Here is a 16,266-nt window from a genome sequence, read left to right on the forward strand (position 1 = left end):
TCATGGGCCCGTGGAGGCTCGTGCGGGCGTCACGGGGGCGCTCACCGCCCGCAGTGCCGTCGTCTCCCCCGCGCGTCGCCCGCTGTCGTCGGGGTTTTGACCGTCGGCCGAGAAGCGTGCGGTATGCCCAAGCCGAAAGACGAGTTCGACACCCTCTACGGGTATCTGCTGTACGAACCCGCCGACATCCTCGACCCCGACTACATGTACACCGTCGGCGAAATCGCCCGCCTGATGCAGGGGCTGTCGCCGCAGGACGACCTCAGCGAGGAGACCGAAGACCGCATCGTCCAGTGGACGATTCCGTGGATCGTCGCCAATCAGGAGGACTTCGTCATCAACGACCCCCGGAGCGACGAACCGGGCTACTTCGGCCTCCACCCCGACGCCGTCCCCGAAGAAGACGAGGAGTAGCCGCCGCCACACACTCACCGCGCTGGTCGCCGTCCCCGACATTCTCCCGACGCGAGAGTCGCACAAACGGTTATCTGTCAGGTTGTTGTGTTCTCTATCGTACTATGGCTCAGTTCGACACCGAAGTCGCGGTTGTAACAGGCGCTGGCTCTGGAATCGGTCGCGCGACGGCGGAGGCGTTCGCCGCGGAGGGCGCGCGCGTCGTCGTCTCCGACGTGAACGTCGAGGGCGGCGAGGAGACCGTCGCGCGCATCGAGGAGGCCGGCGGGACGGCGACGTTCGTCGAGACGGACGTGACGGACGGCGACGCCGTCGCCGCGATGGTCGAGACGGCGGTCTCGGAGTACGGGCGACTGGATTTCGCCTGCAACAACGCGGGCGTCGGCGGCGCGCAGAAACCGGCCGCCGACCTCTCGTTCGACGAGTGGCAACAAGTCATCGACGTGAACCTCAACGGCGTCTGGCGGTCGATGCGACACGAGATTCCCGCGATGCTCGACGGCGACGGAGGCGTCGTCGTCAACATGGCGTCGATTCTCGGAAAGGTCGGCTTCGCGAACGCGAGCCACTACGTCGCCGCGAAACACGGCGTCCTCGGGTTGACGAAGACCGCGGCCATCGAGTACGCCGAACAGGGCGTCCGCGTCAACGCGGTGTGTCCGGGGTTCGTTGACACGCCACTACTCGGCGAGGGCGGCCTCGACGACCCCGAAGCCCGGAAGGGCATCGAGTCGCTCCACCCGATGAACCGCCTCGGCGACGTGGACGAAATCGCCTCCGCGGTCGTCTGGCTCTGTTCCGACGGCGCGTCGTTCACGACGGGCGAGGCGCTCACCGTCGACGGCGGCTACACGAGTCGGTAAGAGGCGTCGGGGCGTCGGTAACGTCGATACGGCGACTCACCTCGTCCGCGCCGCGCGCGCCGCGAGTTCGAGGTCCTCGCTCGGGCGAGTCGTGACGCTCGGGCCGTGGCCGGTGTGGAGTTCGGTCAGGTCGTCGCCGACGACCTCGCGCAGGCGGTCGATGCTCTCGACGAGCGCGCCGCGGTCGCCCTCGGGGAGGTCGGTTCGGCCGAAGCCGCCGTCGGCGAAAACGAGGTCGCCCGCGAAGCAGACGCCCGACCCGCGGGAGAAAAAGCACAGGTGGTCGTCCTTGTGCCCCGGTGTGTGGACCGCCTCGAACACGTCGTCGCCGATTTGGACGCGCTCGCCGTCGTCGATACGCTTATCGACGGCGAGGTTGCCGGTGTCGTAGCCCCACGTCTGTACGTCGAACGCCTCGCGGACGGCGTCCACGTTTCCGATGTGGTCGGGGTGCGTGTGGGTGAGGTACACCGCGTCGAGCGAGTCGGTGACCTCCCGGACCTTCGGCACCACGTCGAAGTTCGCGCCGGCGTCCACGAGCGCGGTGGTCTCGCCGTCGACGAGGAAAACATTGCTCGTGAAGGCCCGGATATCCCCTGCGAGGTTGCGAATCATGGGCACAGGTACGAAAAGCGGGGTATTCGGTGTTGTGGGCGTCGCGGAAATCCGCGCTGATACGGGGAAGTTTAGTATGGTCCGACCACGACCAACAGCCAATCAGGGCACCTCTCATGCGCCAATATCTCGACCTCGTGACAGACGTTCTCGGCACCGGGCGACACAAACCCAATCGGACCGGAGTAGACACCATCTCGGGCTTCTCGAAGCACTACACCGTCGACCTACAGGAGGGTTTTCCGCTGCTCACGACCAAGGACCTCTCGGGCTTCCGCTGGAACTCGCTCATCCACGAACTGCTGTGGTACCTCTCGGGCGAAGAGCACATCCGCACCCTCCGCGAGGAGACGGGCATCTGGGACGCGTGGGCCGACGAGGAGGGCCACCTCGACACGGCCTACGGTCGGTTCTGGCGGCGCTACCCGGTCCCCGAGGAAGAGCTTTCGGGCGAGGCGTGGCCCGACGACGACCACCGCTGGATGAACGACGAGGGGACGTTCGACCAGCTCGCGTACGTCCTCGACACGCTCGAAGAGAACCCGAACTCCCGACGGCTTGTCATCAACGCGTGGCACCCCGCGAACGCGGCCGTCTCGACGCTTCCGCCGTGTCACTACACGTTCGTCTTCAACGTGCAGGGCGACGAACTCAACCTCCACCTGACCCAGCGCTCCGGCGACATCGCGCTCGGCGTCCCGTTCAACCTCGCGGCGTACGCCATCCTCGCGCAGGTCGTCGCCCAGCGCGCCGGATTCGAACTCGGGTCGTTCGCCCACACCATCGTCGACGCCCACGTCTACTGCGGCACGGGCGAGCGCGGCGCGTGGTACGGCGACCACCTCGACGAACTCCAGTCCCGCCTCGCCGACGTGGAGTCCCCCGAAGGGTACCTCGACGTGCGCGAGTGGCTCCTCGACGCGGCCCCCGAGGAGGCCGACGGCGAGGAGGACTACGACCACGTTCCCGGACTGCTCCTGCAGGCCTCGCGCGAACCCCGCGAGCGCCCCGCGCTCGACGTGGCCGACGTGCCGCTCGAAGAACTCTCGTTCGAGGACATCGTCCTCCGAGACTACGACCCGGCCGACGGGATTCGCTTCGCGGTGGCCGAATGAGCGGCGAGGAGTCCGGCGAGTCTGGGGCCGCCGTCGACCCCGCGGCCGACGTCGCCACCGCCACCGACGCCGCGGTCCGGTTCGTCCTCGTCGCCGCCGTCGCCGACAACCGCGTCATCGGCCGCGACGGCGACATGCCGTGGCACCTCCCCGAGGACCTCAAACACTTCAAGCGGACGACGACCGGTCACCCGGTCGTGATGGGTCGCACGACCTACGAGAGCATCGCCCGCCAGCTCGGCGGCCCGCTTCCGGACCGTCACAGCGTCGTGCTGACGACCCGCGACCTCGACCTCCCCGAGGGCGCTGAAGCGGTCGATTCGGTCGACTCCGCGGTCGCCGCCGCCGAGGCCGCGGCCGCCGAGATGGGCGTCGAGACGGTGTACGTCGTCGGCGGCGCGACCGTCTACGAGCAGTTCCTCGACCGCGCGGCGGGGCTGATTCTCACCGAACTCGACGCGGCCCACGAGGGCGACACGCGGTTCCCCGAACGGGACCGCGAGGAGTGGGTCGAGACCGCCCGCGACGACCGCGACGGCTTCTCGTTCGTCACGTACGAGCGCCGGGAACGCGGGGACCCCGCCGCGGCCGGTGGAGCCGAGTGCGACCCGGAGGAGTCCGATGACTGACCCCACCGCCCCCGGCGGCGAGTGGGAGTACAAAATCGTCCGCACGGCCGACGGCGGCCTGTTCAGCGGCGATACCGCGCCGATGGAAGACGCCCTCAACTCCCTCGGCGGCGAGGGGTGGGAGCTCGTGGACACGATTTCCGACTCGCGCGGTGCCGGCGCGAACAGCGGGCAGACGGCGCTCGTGTTCAAGCGGCCGACGCGCTGAGACGCCGGGCGTCGCGTCTCGCGGCGACACTCGTGAACGACCCGTGCTCCCCGCGACGTGTCACGAGTAGCTTTATTGACGCGAACGACCTCATAGGAGGGAACGAAGCTTTCCCGCCCGCCATGACAACCTCGACACTCGCAGACCGACTCCGCCAACCCGAGTACACCGGCGAGAACCGGTGTACCCCGTGTACCATCGTGAACGTCGTCATCGCCGCCGCGTTGAGCCTGTTGCTCGGCGTCGCGTGGCCGCCGCTCGCGCTCGTCTCGTTCGCCCTCTTCGCGGGCGCGATTTATTTCCGCGGCTACCTGATTCCCGGCACGCCGACGCTCACGAAGACGTACTTCCCCGACCGGGTCCTCCGGTGGTTCGACAAGGAGCCGACGCCGGCCCACGTCGGGGCCGCCGCATCCGCGCCGGCCGCCGGTGACGACGTTGACGCCGAATCCCCGAGCGAGGAGGTCGAAACGGGGCAGTTAGACGGCGATGGCGCGTCGGCCGCGGCGTTCGACGTGGAGGCGGCCCTGATGGACGCCGGCGCGTTGGAGTTGGACGAGAGCGGCGACGAACTCCGCCTCGCACCGGCGTTCGAATCGGCGTGGAACGACGAGATTGCGCGCACCGACGAGGACGTCGCGCGACGGTGGCTCGCCCGCATGACCGGCGTCGACGAGGCCGACGTCACGCTTGAATCCCGGGCTCGGAGCCGGTGGGTCGTGGCGATGGCCAACGGCACAACACTCGGCACATGGGAGTCGGACGGCGCGCTCGTCGCGGACGTGGCCGCCGACGCCACCCTCGACGGTCGCCTCGACGACTGGGACCGCCTGACGGCCGAGCAGCGGAGCGCGCTGGCGAGGGGGGTCCGCATCTACCTCGACCGATGTCCGACCTGCGGCGGCGACGTCCGGTTCGGCTCGGAGACCGCCGAGTCGTGCTGCCGGTCGTGGGAAGTACTCGCCGTCCGCTGTGAGGACTGCGAGGCGCGACTGCTGGAAGTCGACGCCGAGTCGCTCGAACCCGAAGCCGCCTGAGGCGACCGGGCCGACGCGTCCGCCGCGACGCTCGCAAGTACACTTTTGTTCGTTGACAGCAATTTCACGGTATGAGCAAGGCGCACTTCGAGGTGTTCGTCGACGCGGCGGACAAGTACCGATGGCGGCTCGTCCACGACAACGGGAATATCCTCGCCGATTCTGGCGAGGGATACGCGTCGAAGCAGAAGGCGAAACAGGGCATCGAGAGCGTCAAGCGGAACGCGCCCGACGCGGCCGTGATAGAGGAGTAGCTCCGGGGAACTGCGCCTCCGAGTCGCCGTGCGTTCGCGGGACGGCCGCCGATTCGAGAGTGAACCCCACACCGCTGCCGGGTGTGGAGGCTTTTTCCGCCTCCGGGACTGACCAGAGAGTAATGACGAACGCCGCCGACGCGAGCGAGGAGGTCGCACGATGAACCGAAACGACAAGCAGGCCTACGACCGCGGGACGTCGCTTTTCTCTCCCGACGGTCGCATCTATCAGGTCGAGTACGCCCGCGAGGCCGTCAAGCGCGGCGCGCCGGTGCTCGGCGTCCGCACCGCCGACGGCGTCGTGCTGGCGGCCCTCCGGTCGACCCCGTCGGACCTCATGGAAGCCGAAAGCATCGAGAAACTGCACAAGCTCGACGACGCGCTCGGCGCGGCCACGGCCGGCCACGTCGCCGACGCGCGGAAGCTCGTCGACTTCGCGCGGACGACCGCCCAGCGCGAGCACCTGCGCTACGGCGAGCCCATCGGCGTCGAGACGCTCACGAAGACAATCACCGACAACATCCAAGAGAGCACGCAGTCCGGCGGCACCCGCCCGTACGGCGCGTCGCTCCTCATCGGCGGCGTCGAGAACGGCTCGGGTCGCCTCTTTGCGACCGACCCGTCCGGGACGCCCCAGGAGTGGAAGGCGGTCGCCATCGGCGGCCACCGCGAGGACGTACAGGCCGCCCTCGAAGACGGGTACGCCGAGGACCTGTCGCTCGAAGACGGCCTCGCGCTCGCCGTCGAGGCGCTCGTCGCGGCCGACGACGAAATCGAAAGCGACGAGCTGAACCTCGTCACCGTCTCCGAGGCGGGCTACGAAATCGTCGACGAGGAGACCATCGCCGAGCTGTTCGCCGACGCGACCGCGGACGCCGAGTCCGACGACGCGGACGAGACGGGCGAAAGCGAGGAGTAGATGACAGACGGGAGCCCGGTTGACGACGGCTCGCCGGCGACGACGACCGCCGGCGCGGCGGCCGTGACGCTCGACCGCATCGCGGTGTATCCGGTGAAGTCGCTCGACGCCGAGTTCGTCGACGCCGCCGACATCGTCGAGAACGGCGGGCTCCGCGGCGACCGCGAGTACGCGATGTTCGACGAGGACGGCGAGTACGTCAACGGGAAGCGCGAACGGGCGGTCCACCGCATCCGAAGCGCCGTCTCGCTCGCCGACGGCACGGTCGAACTCTCGGCCCCCGAGATGGACGACTACGACGGCCCGATAGACGAGGCCGACGGCTGGCTCTCTGAGTACTTCGGCTACCCGGTCGAACTCCGCCGCGACCCCGCCGGCGGGTTCCCCGACGACACCGAGGCCAGCGGGCCGACGGTCATCTCGACGGGGACGCTCGACGCGGTCGCCTCGTGGTTCGACGGCGTCGACGGCGGCGAGATGCGCCGTCGCCTCCGGCCGAACCTCGTCCTCGACGCGACCGAACCGTTCTGGGAGGACCATCTGTTCGACCGGCGCGGGAGGGTCGTCGAGTTCAGCGTCGGAAGGGTCGCCTTCGAGGGCGTCAACCCCTGCCAGCGCTGTGTCGTCCCGAGCCGCGACCCCGACACGGGCGAGGAGACGCCCGACTTCCGGACGACGTTCATGACGAAGCGCCGGGAGGCGCTCCCCGAGTGGTCCGGCGGCGACTGGTTCGACCACGACTTCCGACTCATGGTCAACACCGCCGTCCCGGAGTCGTCGTGGGGCGAGACGCTGTCCGTCGGCGACGTCGTCACCGTCGGCGACGTCGTCCCCGAGTGAGTCGGTCAGTTTTTACGTCGCGTTCGAACGCCCCGCAGTCGGGCGGTTCCACCTCGCCGACACCCGCGGCTTTACGTCGTCTGCCTCGGTTGAGAGAGGCATGTTCACGCTGACCGGCGTGCGGGTCGTCGACGCCGACGGGGCCCGCGAGGCGAACGTGGTGATAGACGAGTCGACCGGGCGCATCGCGTCCGTCGGCGACGAGACAGAAGGCGAGACGCGGAACCTCTCGGGTTCGGTCGTCGCGCCGGGGCTCGTCGACGCCCACGTGCACCTCATGATGGACGGCCGCCCCGACGTGGCCGCCTACCAGTCCGAACCGGTCGAACGCGCCTGCTATCGGGCCGCGGCCAACCTCCAGAAGACGCTGGAAGCGGGCGTCACGACCGTCCGCGACCTCGGTTCGCCCGGCGACCTCGCGACGAGCGCGAAGGCCGCCGTCGCCGACGGCGAACTCGACGGGCCGCGCGTCCTCGCCGCCGGGGAGAACGTCACCATGACCGGCGGCCACGGCCACTGGTTCGGCCGGGAGGCCGACGGCCCGAACGAGGTTCGCAAGGCCGCCCGAGAGCAGCTGAAACGCGGCGCAGACGTGGTGAAGTGCATGGCGACCGGCGGCGTCCTCACCACCGGCGCGGTCACGGGCGCGCCCGAGTTCACGGAAGCGGAGATTCGCGCCCTCGTCGACGCCGCGAGCGCGAAGGGCGTCCCGACCGCGGCCCACGCCCACGGCGAGGCGGGTATCAAGAACGCCGCCCGCGCGGGGATTTCGAGCGTCGAACACGGGATGTTCATGGACGAGGAGGCCGCGGCGCTCATGGTCGAACACGGCACGTACTGGGTGCCGACGGCCTCGGCGGTTCGGGAGATCGTCGAGGCGGGCGTCGAGGCCGGCATCCCACCGGAGGCGGTCGCGAAGGCCGAAGACGCCGCCGAGCGCTTCGAAGTCGCGTGGGAACACGCGCTCGACGCCGGCGTCAAAATCGCCATGGGAACCGACGCGGGCACGCCGTTCAACGACCACGGCGAGAACGCGCTCCGCGAGATGGAACTGCTCGTCGAGTACGGACTGTCGCCCGCCGAGGCCCTCGAAGCCGCGACCGTCGGCGGCGCGGACCTCCTCGGACTGGACGACGCGGGGAAAGTCGCCGAGGGCTACGTCGCGGACCTCGTCGTACTCGACGCCGACCCGAGCGAGGACGCGGGGGCGTGGCGGACGGTCCGGCAGGTGTACCGCGAGGGCGAGCGAGTCGTCTAATCGCAACACGGCAGTCGGTATCACACCCGATTTGAAGCGACAACCTTTTACAATCACGAGCAATACGAAAGGATGTACCAACGTGCTCTGTTGGTGTAGTCCGGCCAATCATATCACCCTCTCACGGTGATGACCAGGGTTCGAATCCCTGACGGAGCACTTCTCTCAATCCCCGAACCGCGAGCGACAGCGAGCGTGTTCGGTTCCGAAATGCGACGAAGGGTTCGACCGACGAGCGTTCCCGCTATCGTCCGTCGTCGTTCCGGCTTCGAACCGACGGAGTGGCATCGGCCGCCGGTTACGCCTCCGGGTCGCCGAGTTGCGACATCACGAGGTCTTCGGCGGTTCGCAACCGGTACTGGACCGTCGAGCGCGGCACGTCGAGCACCCCGCTGAGGTCCTCGACGGTCACCTGCCGCGGGCGCTCGTAGTAGCCGTGTTCGACGGCGGTTTCGAGCGCCTCCCAGTGGGCCGCCGAGAGGTCGGCCGCGATGCGCGCCTCGGCGTCCCAGTTGCCGGCGTTCGTGAGATGTTCGACGTCCAGTTGCAGGCCTTCCCTGAGTTGCGCCTCGATGGTCTCGTACAGTTCGCCGAGCGGGTGGTCGCCCGGGTAGAGGATGCGCCAGCGATACGCGCCCGCGCTGCGAGACGACTCGAAGATGACGCCCGGACCGACGTGTTCGAGGACGTACCGGGGAATCGAGTGGCAGTCGCTCACCTCCTCGCGGTAGGTGTAGACGGTCATCGAGTTGTCCGAGCGGTCGAGGACGTGGTAGTCGCGGTGGGTGTGACAGTCGGGGGCGTCGAGGCACTCGTTGCACCGCGTCTCGTCGGTGAACACCCCCTCGAACGCCGACAGCGCCTCCGGCGTGCCGACGACGTGGTCGACCCGCCACATCACGTCCTCGGTGGACGAACAGACCGACGACCGGGACCGCAGGCTCGGGTACTCGTAAAACAGGTCCATCAGTTCGTCGGTCCCCTCGGAAAAGCGAACGACGAATTCGAACTCGCGCATTCGGTCTTCGTTCTGTCGCGGAGCGACTTAGCATGTACTAATCCGACATCTGTCGTTTTCGAGGCCACTTCCGGGCTATATTCGTCTTCGTCACCACCTCTCCGGCCGGAGTTAGCAGGTGCTAACGAAATCGTGAGGGATATTTGGCACGGACTGGAAGACGCAGCGAGCGGACACCGGTGCGACACGGCAGACGCGGGGTCCACCCGCGATTCGAGAACGTACGGTCGCGCGGGCCGCTCGCTCGCGGGGACGGTTCCGACCGTCCCCGCTCCACCACCGACCGCAACCGTTCACTCCAACCAACCTCGGACGGCGACCGGGTCACCACCTATTTCACGACCGGTCGTCTACCCGCACGAGGATGTTACTCGCGGGAACGGTGGTCGCCGACGCGGCCACCATCATCGAAGAGGGTGCCGTCGTCGTCGACGGCGACCGCATCGTCGCGGTCGGAGCGCACGCGGACCTCGTTGACGCGTACCCCGACCACGAGCGACGCGAGTTCGGTATCGTCGCGCCCGGACTCATCGGCGGGCACGTTCACTCCGTGCAGTCGCTCGGCCGCGGCATCGCCGACGACACCGAGCTCTTGGATTGGCTGTTCGACCACGTGCTCCCGATGGAGGCCGGCCTCGACGCCGAGGGGATGCGCGTCGCCGCCGAACTCGGCTACCTCGAATGCATCGAGTCCGGGACGACGACGGTCGTCGATCACCTCTCTGTCCGACACGCCGAAGAGGCGTTCGAAGCCGCGGGCGAGATGGGCATCCGCGGGCGCATCGGGAAGGTGCTCATGGACACGAACGCCCCCGAGGGATTACAGGAAGACACCGACGCCGGCCTCGACGAGTCCGAGCGCCTCATCGAGCGCTATCACGACGGCTTCGACGGCCGCATCCGGTACGCCGTCACGCCGCGGTTCGCCGTCACCTGCTCGGAGGCCTGTCTCCGGGGCGTCCGCGAACTCGCAGACCGGTACGACGGCGTCCGCATCCACACCCACGCGAGCGAGAACCGCGACGAAATCGCCACCGTCGAGGCGGAGACGGGCATGCGCAACATCCACTGGCTCGACGAAGTCGGCATCACCGGCGACGACGTGGTGCTGGCCCACTGCGTCCACACCGACGAGTCCGAGCGCGAGGTGCTCGCCGAGACCGGCACGCACGTCACCTACTGCCCGTCGTCGAACATGAAGCTCGCGTCGGGTATCGCGCCGGTTCCGGACTACCTCGACCGCGGCATCAACGTCGCGCTCGGCAACGACGGCCCGCCGTGTAACAACACGCTCGACCCCTTCACCGAGATGCGGCAGGCCAGCCTCCTCCAGAAGGTCGACGCGCTCGACCCGACGAGCACGCCCGCCGCAACCGTCTTCCAGATGGCGACCCGAAACGGCGCGAAGGCCGCCGGCTTCGACCGCGTCGGCGAACTCCGCGAGGGGTGGAAAGCCGACATCGTCGGCATCGACACCGACCGCACGCGAGCGACGCCGCTCCACGACGTGCTGTCGCATCTCGTGTTCGCCGCCCACGGCGACGACGTGGTGTTCACCATGGTCGACGGCGACGTGCTCTACGACGGGGGCGAACACGTCCGCGCGGACGCCGACGACATCCGCGAGCGGGCGCGGGCGGTCGCCGACGGCCTCGACGCGGCACCCACGAGCGACTGAGCGCCCCCCGCTCACGAGACCGCCTCGCACGCAGGACCGGCCGCACCCGCGAGGCCCGCCGCCATCGTCGCCTCTTTCTCTCCGCGCGACTCCACCTGTGTCATGACTGTCCCTGTCCGCCTCCGCGCGGCGACGCCGTCCGACCTCCCCGCGATACGAGAGATTTACGCGCCGTTCGTCCAAGACACCGCGATTTCGTTCGCATACGACCCGCCGAGCGTCGCGGACCTCGAATCGAAACTGGAGAAGAAGACCGACTACCCGTGGCTCGTCTGCGAACTCGACGGCGAGGTTGCCGGCTACGCCTACGCCGGCGCGTTACGAGAGCGCATCGCCTACCAGTGGACCGTCGAGACATCGATTTACGTCCGCCCGGACTTCCAGCGCCGCGGCGTCGCTCGCGGTCTCTACACGGCGCTTTTGGACCTGCTCGAACGACAGGGCTACGTCTCCGCGGTCGCCGTCATCACGACGCCGAACCCCGCGAGCATCGACTTCCACGAGTCGTTCGGGTTCGAACGCGTCGGCCGCTTCGAGCGCGTCGGCTACAAACGCGACGCGTGGCACGACGTGGAGTGGTGGAGTCTCGACCTCGGCGACCGACCCGACGACCCCGATGCGCCGCTGTCCGTCGCCGACGCTCGCGAACGTGACTGGTGGGACGATGCGCTCGCACGCGGTGCGGCGCTCGTCGAAGACAGCGCATAGCAAGCAGTCCCTCCCAAACCGGAGTCCCCACGTCTCCCGGTTCAGCCCGCGCGTTCAGACGCCGGCTTCGAGGGAGTCTTCCACCTCGGTATCCGTCGAATCGCTTCCGTCGGTCGTATCGACCTCGTCGACCGTTTCGACCTCGTCGGCCGTATCGGCCGCCCGTTCGCCGGCCCTCGCCTGTTCGAGCACGTAGCGCTCGACGCCGGCGGAGAGCATCCCCTGCCAGTCGTCGAACTCGGTGTTCGACTCGACGTACCGGTCCCACTCGTGGGGCGGTATCGACTCGAAGGAGTCCTGATCTTCGACCGCGAACCCGCTCTCTTCGAGGAATTCACTGATCGATGCAGCCTGACAATGCGACTCGACCCACGACGACGGGAACAAGTCGGCCAGCGTCACCTCGCCGCCGAGTCCCCCAATCTCGACGTCGAGTGTCGCGGCCGTCGTTTCGGCCTCACCCATACCCGGGTGCTACAGCCACGGATATAACGGTGTTGCGGTTGGCGTCCGAGAGAGTCAGTTCGTCGAGACGATTTCGACCACGTCGCGGTGTGTGAGTTCGTGGTCCGACCCGATTTGCCGCTTCGAGTGGCAGTCGATGCCGTGGAGGAGGCCGTCGCCGATGTCCGAGTGCAGATGGTACGCGAAGTCCTCGGTCGTCGAGCCCTCGGGGAGGATAAAGCAATCCCGGAAGACGCCCTGCGAGTCGCTCTTGCCGTTCGCGCTCCCGGGGAAGATGGCGATGGCACCCATCACGTCGAACAGCGCGTTTTCGAGCGACTGCTGGACGCCCGTGCCGCCGAACTCGGTGACGAACCCGCGAATCTGTTCGAGACCCGCCTCCTGCTCGTCGCTCACGTCGCCGACGATATCGAAATCGTCGTCGCCGGGGCGGTAGTCGACGACGCCGCCCTCGGCGGCCTTCTTCAGCGCCTTCTCCGCGTGCGCCGAGGTCGGAACGAACGTCAGGTGCTCGTAGTCGGGATCAGCCGTGATTTCCTCGTAGTTCTCCTGGGAGATGGGCTTGTCCATCTTGTTCGCCGCGATGATGATGGGCTTCGTCCGCTTCCGAATCTCGCGAGCGAGCGACTCCTTGTCCGCGTCGTCCCACTCGTCGGGGTCGAGCTCTAGGCCGAGCGAGAGGATTATCTGCTTGATCTCGTCTTTGTTCGTCTTGAACGCGGACATCTGCTCCGCGAGGTCGACCTCGATGTCCTTGTCCTCGCCGTGGTAGCCCGAACGGTAGCGGTCGATTCCCTTCTCTAAGACGCCGAGGTACCACATGTCGAGTTCGTTTTCGAGGAAGTCGATGTCCTCGCGGGGGTCGTGGCCCTCCGTCGCCTCGCCCTCGATGTCCGTCTCACCGGAGAAGTCGACGACGTGGACGAGCACGTCCGCCTCGTTGAGGTCGGTGAGGAACTGGTTTCCGAGACCCTTACCCTCGTGCGCGCCGGGGATGAGCCCCGCCACGTCGACGAGTTTGACCGGAACGAACCGCATCCCGTGGTCGCAGTAGCCGACCGAAGGCGTACACGACTCGTCGAACTCCGGGGCCGCACACTCGACGCGGACGTACGCCTCGCCGATGGAGGGGTCGATGGTCGTAAACGGATACGCGCCCTCGGGCACGTCGTTCATCGTCGCCGCGTTGAAGAAACTCGACTTCCCGACGGACGGTTTTCCGACGAGACCGATCTTGTAACTCATTCGTTGGTCGGACTGGTGTCTCGAACGCTAATAACCGTTCGACGTTCGTCTCGCTGTGCGTGAAATTCACACGCTATCGGGGCCGAGGAGGACGATTTCCCGCGCTCGACTCCCGGGTTCGAGCGCCGGGGACGCGACTGCGTCGGCGAGTTCGCGGCGGGTGAGAGCAAAGTTGCACCCGCGAACCGACGGCCGTTCCGCGTCCGGGTTCGGTCCCTTCGGCTCACGTCCGGTGCATCTTTGTCTTCAGGTCCCCGACTGCCGGGCATGACCAGCCCCGACGAGACGGCGAGCGAACCCGCGCCCGCGTCGAACACGGACTCCGACGCGGCGGCCACCGACCCCTCGCCGGGCGACACGACCGACGCGGACACGTTCCGCGTCGGCATCCACGTCACCGAGACCGAACTCCGATTCGTGGTCAACGTCCCGTCCGACATCGACTCCGGATGGACCGACCCCGACGCGTTCCAGCGCCTCGTCGAACGCGTCACGTGGGAACAACTCGACCAGCGGGCGACGCTCCAGACCGTCGCGACCAACGCCGACGAGGGCGAGACGGTATTCCTCGGCACGGTGACGCTCCGCCCAGACGAGACCGTCGTCGACCACTCTCTCCGCGTGCCGCCGCTCGACGGGGCGTGACCCGACTCAGCGTCAGATGACCGAACCCACGACTGAGACCGCGATTCGAGAGATTCAGGACGCCGCGCTCAGCCGCGCGCTCACCGACGACGACCACGCGCGGCAGTCGCTGGCCGTCGCCGGCGCGCTCGAAACGGCCAGAACGGAAGCGACCGATGCGGCGTTCGACGACGGCGGCGTGACGCTCGCGGCGTCGCTCGCGTTCGTCTCCACGCTGTTCGCACACCGTCGCCTCCGCGAGTCGCTCCGGTCGAGCGTCCGCGCGTCCGACGATTCGGCGTGGTATCCGAGCGGCGCGCCCGCCCGCGTCGACGACGACCTCGTGGTCGCGGGCGCACGGCTCGCGGTTCGACGGTTCGACGTCGACCCGGCGCTCGGTGACGTTTCGATAGAAAAAATCGCGTCGGGCGAGTGAGTAACCCGACCGTCAGGCTCTGACAAAACGGTCGGGGACGTAGTGGGATGGGGTGCCTCTGATCCACAGTACCCGCCCGGACGCGGACGGCTGAAACCCAAGCCCACGCTCGATGCGTGGGGAATCCGTGTCCGATTAGTTAGTTGTTGGCGTGGTCCGGCGGGCCACCGCCGTTGCCGTTGCCGTTCGATTCGTCGTCGTCCGAGGAGTCGTCGTCCGAGGAGTCGTCATCCGAGGAGTCGTCATCCGAGGAGTCGTCGTCCGAAGAATCGTCGTCCGAAGAGTCGTCCGCGGTCTCGGTCTCATCGTCGTCGCTCTCCTGGTCTTCCTCGTCGCTCACCTTGTCGTTGTTGGCGTGGTCCGGCGGGCCGCCACCGTTGCCGTTCTTGGCGTTGGCGGAGTTCCCGGGGGCGTCCCCGTCGTCGTCAGCGTCGTCGCTGTTCTTCGGACCGGCGTGGTCCGGGCGCTTGTCGTCCGCGTTACCCGGGTTGTTCTCGGTCACGAAGTCGGAGACTGCCTGCCCGAGCGGACCGTCACTGCCCGTGTCCTTGAGACGCTCGACGAAACTGCTGACGAGCTGTCCGAACGGGTCTTCCGCGGCGACCTCACCCTGCAGGGTGACGGTCGTCTCGGCGGAGAGACCGTCGTACTCGGCGGTCACGTCGACCGTGACGGTCTGCAGCGGCGAGATGAGGTCGACGGTACCGTTCGCGTCCGTCTCGTACTCGCCCGCGTCCGTGTAGTTCCCGTCGACCGCGACCGACGCGTTCTCGACGGGTTCGCCGTCCTCGGTCACGGTGATGGTGACCGACTCGTTTCCGTCCTGCGAGACGGAGACGTTGAGGTCGTCGGTCTCGACGGCGACCGTCGTCTCGGCGGTGAGGCCGTCGGCGGTCGCGACGAACGTCAGGTTCGTCGTGGTCGTCGGCTCCGCGACTTCGACGGTGCCGTTCGCGTCCGTCTCGTACGTTCCGTTCCCGGCGTAGTCGGTCCCGTTGACCTGAACCGACGCGTTCTCGACGGGTTCGCCGTCCTGCGTGACGGTAGCGACGACCGTGTCGTTGGCGTCGTCAACCTCGGCGGAGACCGAGAGGTCGTCACCCTCGACTGCGACCGTCGTCTCGGCGGTGAGGTCACCCTCCATCGCGACGAACGTCAGGTTCGTCGTGGTCGTCGGCTCTGCGACCTCGACGGTGCCGTCCGCGTCCGTCTCGTACGTCCCGTTGTCGGCGTAGTCGGTCCCGTTGACCATGACGGACGCGCCTTCGACGGCGTCACCGTACTGGGTGACGGTGGCGACTACCGTGTCGTTGGCGTCGTCGGCCTCGACGGACACGTCGAGGGACTCGTCGAGCGGGACGAGGACGACGGACGTGCTAGTCGTGTTGTTCCCCTCGGTGACGGTGAACGTCGCGTTCACGCGTTCCTGCGGGTTGGGGAGGTCGACGGTGCCGTTCGCGCCTGTCGCGTACGTTCCGTTCCCGGCGTAGTTACCGCTCGATTCGACGACGACCGTCGCGTTCTCGACGGCCGTCTCGTTCCGTGTCACGGTCACTGTCGCGTCGCCCGTGCCGGCGTCCTGCGTGACGCCGACATGGAGGGCATCGGTACTCGCTGCACCGACGGTCCCGGGGACCATCGCGACGGCGAGCATCGCAACGACCATGACTACGGTAAGGTGTTTGCTGCCGCGCATGCAAGCCTCCCTTCTGGCCCCGATACGGTAAAAGGGGACAATCGTAACCCCGGTTTTCGCTGAATTTCACCCCAATCAACGCGTTCGAAATCGGGCCTTCGTCTGTCGATTTCGTCGAGTTTCGCACCGAACGACTAACTGGCTCGTATCGGAACTCCCCCCACGTCGTATTCGAGGTGCCAGCGGAGGCACCCCGCGCTGCGAGAGCGTTGCCACTCTCGAACGACGAGGAGACGCGACCAGA

Annotated in this window: 19 protein-coding genes and 1 tRNA gene; 15 read left to right on the forward strand and 5 right to left on the reverse strand. The window is 67.7% G+C overall.

Translation table 11 applies throughout. The features are described from left to right. Window positions 1-123 precede the first annotated feature (123 nt). Both BN996_RS05930 and BN996_RS05935 read left to right on the forward strand, forming a co-directional pair. Window positions 124-414: a DUF5827 family protein gene (locus BN996_RS05930; RefSeq protein WP_058826157.1), complete on the forward strand. Its 291-nt coding sequence runs from the start codon at window positions 124-126 to the stop codon at window positions 412-414. A gap of 104 nt (window positions 415-518) precedes the next feature. Beyond that, on the forward strand, window positions 519-1,277 hold the full coding sequence (locus BN996_RS05935) for an SDR family oxidoreductase (RefSeq protein WP_089777597.1): 759 nt from the start codon (window positions 519-521) through the stop codon (window positions 1,275-1,277). A 36-nt stretch (window positions 1,278-1,313) separates the two neighbouring features. Here BN996_RS05935 and BN996_RS05940 read toward each other — a convergent pair whose 3' ends face one another. After that, window positions 1,314-1,892, reverse strand: coding sequence for an MBL fold metallo-hydrolase (locus tag BN996_RS05940; protein ID WP_089777598.1), 579 nt, complete (start codon window positions 1,890-1,892; stop codon window positions 1,314-1,316). A 116-nt stretch (window positions 1,893-2,008) separates the two neighbouring features. On the opposite strand from BN996_RS05940, the gene thyA reads away from it, so the two are divergent. The 9 genes from thyA (at window position 2,009) to BN996_RS05985 (ending at window position 8,311) form a co-directional block, all read left to right on the forward strand. After that, window positions 2,009-3,007: a thymidylate synthase gene (gene thyA, locus BN996_RS05945; RefSeq protein WP_089777599.1), complete on the forward strand. Its 999-nt coding sequence runs from the start codon at window positions 2,009-2,011 to the stop codon at window positions 3,005-3,007. Continuing rightward, entirely contained in the window at window positions 3,004-3,636 is a 633-nt protein-coding gene (locus BN996_RS05950) for a dihydrofolate reductase (protein ID WP_089777600.1), read from the forward strand. The genes thyA and BN996_RS05950 overlap by 4 nt, the downstream gene beginning before the upstream one ends. Continuing rightward, on the forward strand, window positions 3,629-3,844 hold the full coding sequence (locus BN996_RS05955; protein WP_089777601.1) for a DUF4177 domain-containing protein: 216 nt from the start codon (window positions 3,629-3,631) through the stop codon (window positions 3,842-3,844). The genes BN996_RS05950 and BN996_RS05955 overlap by 8 nt, the downstream gene beginning before the upstream one ends. A gap of 122 nt (window positions 3,845-3,966) precedes the next feature. Then, complete coding sequence (locus BN996_RS05960; protein WP_089777602.1) at window positions 3,967-4,881, forward strand: DUF8054 domain-containing protein; 915 nt, start codon at window positions 3,967-3,969, stop codon at window positions 4,879-4,881. Window positions 4,882-4,952: 71 nt separating this feature from the next. After that, the gene (locus tag BN996_RS05965) at window positions 4,953-5,135 is read left to right on the forward strand and encodes an HVO_2922 family protein (protein WP_089777603.1); all 183 of its coding nucleotides are present in this window, start codon (window positions 4,953-4,955) and stop codon (window positions 5,133-5,135) included. Window positions 5,136-5,295: 160 nt separating this feature from the next. Further along, window positions 5,296-6,054, forward strand: a complete 759-nt coding sequence (psmA2, locus tag BN996_RS05970) for a proteasome subunit alpha (protein WP_089777604.1) — start codon at window positions 5,296-5,298, stop codon at window positions 6,052-6,054. After that, on the forward strand, window positions 6,055-6,894 hold the full coding sequence (locus BN996_RS05975) for an MOSC domain-containing protein (RefSeq protein WP_089777605.1): 840 nt from the start codon (window positions 6,055-6,057) through the stop codon (window positions 6,892-6,894). Between the two features lie 100 nt (window positions 6,895-6,994). Next, a complete protein-coding gene (locus tag BN996_RS05980; RefSeq protein ID WP_089777606.1) occupies window positions 6,995-8,152 on the forward strand; it encodes a metal-dependent hydrolase family protein in 1,158 nt (385 codons plus the stop codon). A gap of 84 nt (window positions 8,153-8,236) precedes the next feature. Beyond that, a tRNA-Glu gene (locus BN996_RS05985) sits at window positions 8,237-8,311 on the forward strand. Window positions 8,312-8,450: 139 nt separating this feature from the next. On the opposite strand, the gene BN996_RS05990 is transcribed toward BN996_RS05985, so the two are convergent. Beyond that, the gene (locus BN996_RS05990) at window positions 8,451-9,170 is read right to left on the reverse strand and encodes a helix-turn-helix domain-containing protein (RefSeq protein WP_089777607.1); all 720 of its coding nucleotides are present in this window, start codon (window positions 9,168-9,170) and stop codon (window positions 8,451-8,453) included. Between the two features lie 364 nt (window positions 9,171-9,534). Here BN996_RS05990 and BN996_RS05995 point away from each other — a divergent pair, with 364 nt between their 5' ends. Next, window positions 9,535-10,848, forward strand: coding sequence for a 5'-deoxyadenosine deaminase (locus BN996_RS05995; protein WP_089777608.1), 1,314 nt, complete (start codon window positions 9,535-9,537; stop codon window positions 10,846-10,848). A 102-nt stretch (window positions 10,849-10,950) separates the two neighbouring features. After that, on the forward strand, window positions 10,951-11,556 hold the full coding sequence (locus BN996_RS06000; RefSeq protein ID WP_089777609.1) for a GNAT family N-acetyltransferase: 606 nt from the start codon (window positions 10,951-10,953) through the stop codon (window positions 11,554-11,556). 54 nt (window positions 11,557-11,610) lie between these two features. Here the strand turns inward: BN996_RS06000 and BN996_RS06005 are convergent, their stop codons facing one another. Together BN996_RS06005 and BN996_RS06010 are read right to left on the reverse strand one after the other, a co-directional pair. Beyond that, window positions 11,611-12,021 carry a hypothetical protein gene (locus BN996_RS06005; RefSeq protein ID WP_042664393.1) on the reverse strand — a complete coding sequence of 137 codons (411 nt, stop codon included), beginning with the start codon at window positions 12,019-12,021 and terminating at the stop codon, window positions 11,611-11,613. Window positions 12,022-12,075: 54 nt separating this feature from the next. Next, window positions 12,076-13,266 (reverse strand): redox-regulated ATPase YchF, encoded by a 1,191-nt coding sequence (locus BN996_RS06010; protein ID WP_089777610.1) that lies wholly within the window; start codon window positions 13,264-13,266, stop codon window positions 12,076-12,078. Window positions 13,267-13,533: 267 nt separating this feature from the next. On the opposite strand from BN996_RS06010, the gene BN996_RS06015 reads away from it, so the two are divergent. After that, entirely contained in the window at window positions 13,534-13,911 is a 378-nt protein-coding gene (locus BN996_RS06015) for a DUF8124 family protein (RefSeq protein WP_089777611.1), read from the forward strand. A gap of 16 nt (window positions 13,912-13,927) precedes the next feature. Continuing rightward, on the forward strand, window positions 13,928-14,326 hold the full coding sequence (locus tag BN996_RS06020) for a hypothetical protein (RefSeq protein ID WP_089777612.1): 399 nt from the start codon (window positions 13,928-13,930) through the stop codon (window positions 14,324-14,326). Between the two features lie 139 nt (window positions 14,327-14,465). Here the strand turns inward: BN996_RS06020 and BN996_RS20350 are convergent, their stop codons facing one another. Then, window positions 14,466-16,022, reverse strand: coding sequence for a hypothetical protein (locus BN996_RS20350; protein ID WP_089777613.1), 1,557 nt, complete (start codon window positions 16,020-16,022; stop codon window positions 14,466-14,468). Between the last annotated feature and the right edge of the window lie 244 nt (window positions 16,023-16,266).

The organism is Haloferax massiliensis (assembly GCF_001368915.1).
In the GTDB taxonomy this organism is placed as follows: Archaea; Halobacteriota; Halobacteria; order Halobacteriales; family Haloferacaceae; genus Haloferax; species Haloferax massiliensis.

Bases quoted from the DNA above. Each gene is read 5' to 3' on its own strand.
- BN996_RS05930 (WP_058826157.1), top strand. From the start codon at position 124: ATGCCCAAGCCGAAAGACGAGTTCGACACCCTCTACGGGTATCTGCTG.
- BN996_RS05935 (WP_089777597.1), top strand. From the start codon at position 519: ATGGCTCAGTTCGACACCGAAGTCGCGGTTGTAACAGGCGCTGGCTCT.
- BN996_RS05940 (WP_089777598.1), bottom strand. From the start codon at position 1,892: ATGATTCGCAACCTCGCAGGGGATATCCGGGCCTTCACGAGCAATGTT.
- thyA (WP_089777599.1), top strand. From the start codon at position 2,009: ATGCGCCAATATCTCGACCTCGTGACAGACGTTCTCGGCACCGGGCGA.
- BN996_RS05950 (WP_089777600.1), top strand. From the start codon at position 3,004: ATGAGCGGCGAGGAGTCCGGCGAGTCTGGGGCCGCCGTCGACCCCGCG.
- BN996_RS05955 (WP_089777601.1), top strand. From the start codon at position 3,629: ATGACTGACCCCACCGCCCCCGGCGGCGAGTGGGAGTACAAAATCGTC.
- BN996_RS05960 (WP_089777602.1), top strand. From the start codon at position 3,967: ATGACAACCTCGACACTCGCAGACCGACTCCGCCAACCCGAGTACACC.
- BN996_RS05965 (WP_089777603.1), top strand. From the start codon at position 4,953: ATGAGCAAGGCGCACTTCGAGGTGTTCGTCGACGCGGCGGACAAGTAC.
- psmA2 (WP_089777604.1), top strand. From the start codon at position 5,296: ATGAACCGAAACGACAAGCAGGCCTACGACCGCGGGACGTCGCTTTTC.
- BN996_RS05975 (WP_089777605.1), top strand. From the start codon at position 6,055: ATGACAGACGGGAGCCCGGTTGACGACGGCTCGCCGGCGACGACGACC.
- BN996_RS05980 (WP_089777606.1), top strand. From the start codon at position 6,995: ATGTTCACGCTGACCGGCGTGCGGGTCGTCGACGCCGACGGGGCCCGC.
- BN996_RS05990 (WP_089777607.1), bottom strand. From the start codon at position 9,170: ATGCGCGAGTTCGAATTCGTCGTTCGCTTTTCCGAGGGGACCGACGAA.
- BN996_RS05995 (WP_089777608.1), top strand. From the start codon at position 9,535: ATGTTACTCGCGGGAACGGTGGTCGCCGACGCGGCCACCATCATCGAA.
- BN996_RS06000 (WP_089777609.1), top strand. From the start codon at position 10,951: ATGACTGTCCCTGTCCGCCTCCGCGCGGCGACGCCGTCCGACCTCCCC.
- BN996_RS06005 (WP_042664393.1), bottom strand. From the start codon at position 12,021: ATGGGTGAGGCCGAAACGACGGCCGCGACACTCGACGTCGAGATTGGG.
- BN996_RS06010 (WP_089777610.1), bottom strand. From the start codon at position 13,266: ATGAGTTACAAGATCGGTCTCGTCGGAAAACCGTCCGTCGGGAAGTCG.
- BN996_RS06015 (WP_089777611.1), top strand. From the start codon at position 13,534: ATGACCAGCCCCGACGAGACGGCGAGCGAACCCGCGCCCGCGTCGAAC.
- BN996_RS06020 (WP_089777612.1), top strand. From the start codon at position 13,928: ATGACCGAACCCACGACTGAGACCGCGATTCGAGAGATTCAGGACGCC.
- BN996_RS20350 (WP_089777613.1), bottom strand. From the start codon at position 16,022: ATGCGCGGCAGCAAACACCTTACCGTAGTCATGGTCGTTGCGATGCTC.